Source organism: Xanthomonas sp. SHU 166, from assembly GCF_000364685.1.
Taxonomy (GTDB): Bacteria; Pseudomonadota; Gammaproteobacteria; order Xanthomonadales; family Xanthomonadaceae; genus Xanthomonas_A; species Xanthomonas_A sontii.
On sequence record NZ_AQOJ01000682.1, the window covers coordinates 1 to 831 of the forward strand.

An 831-nucleotide genomic window follows, 5' to 3' on the forward strand; every position below is an offset into this window, starting at 1 on the left:
GCGCCCGCCGCTACGGATGAAGGTTCGGACGCGTCGCCGTGCTGGCGGCGCGTCCACCCCGTCACCATTGGCTGAGCGTACCCCATGAATATCGGTCTCACCCTCTTTGCCCAGGCGCTGGCGTTCGCCGGTCTGATCTGGATCGTCGCGACCAAGATCTGGCCGCCGCTGATGCAGGCCATCGAAGAGCGCCAACAGAAGATCGCCGAAGGCCTGGCCGCCGCCGATCGCAGCCAGAAGGATCTGGCGCAGGCGCAGGAAAAGGTCAACGAAGCGTTGAAGGACGCCCGCATCAAGGCCAACGAGATCATCGATCAGGCCCATGCGCGCGCCAACCAGATCGTCGAGGCGGCCAAGCACGAGGCGATCGTCGAAGCCAACCGGCAGAAGGAACTGGCCCAGGCCGAGATCGACGCCGCGGCCAACCGCGCGCGCGAAGACCTGCGTCGCCAGGTGTCGCTGCTGGCGGTGAGCGGCGCCGAGAAGCTGCTCAAGCGCGAAATCGACGCCAACGCCCACAAGGCGCTGCTCGACGAGCTGGCGGCGGAGATCTGAGATGAGCCAGGCCCTCACACTGGCGCGTCCCTACGCTCGCGCCGCGTTCGCCGCGGCCAGCGACGCCGGCAAGCTCGCGCCCTGGTCGCAGGCGCTGGCGTTCTCCGCCCAGGTCGCCGCCGACCCGCGCGTGGCCGCGCTGCTGCACAACCCGCTGCTGCAGCGGGAGCAGGCGGTGTCGCTGCTGGCGCCGGAAGCGGCCGACGAGCAGTACCAGCGCTTCCTGAGCCTGCTGGCCGAAGGCCAGCGGCTGCCGCTGCTGCCGGAGATCGCCGG

2 protein-coding genes are annotated in these 831 nt (G+C 69.7%); both read left to right on the forward strand.

Features of this window, described 5'->3' with window-relative positions; translation table 11 throughout:
• Window positions 1–84 precede the first annotated feature (84 nt).
• Window positions 85–555 carry a F0F1 ATP synthase subunit B gene (locus D180_RS16095; RefSeq protein WP_017910291.1) on the forward strand — a complete coding sequence of 157 codons (471 nt, stop codon included), beginning with the start codon at window positions 85–87 and terminating at the stop codon, window positions 553–555.
• Window position 556: 1 nt separating this feature from the next.
• A partial coding sequence (locus tag D180_RS16100; protein WP_017913604.1) for a F0F1 ATP synthase subunit delta occupies window positions 557–831 on the forward strand: 275 nt, incomplete at its 3' end.

Excerpts from the sequence above, each read along its gene's own strand:
- D180_RS16095 (WP_017910291.1), top strand. The coding sequence starts at position 85 with ATGAATATCGGTCTCACCCTCTTTGCCCAGGCGCTGGCGTTCGCCGGT.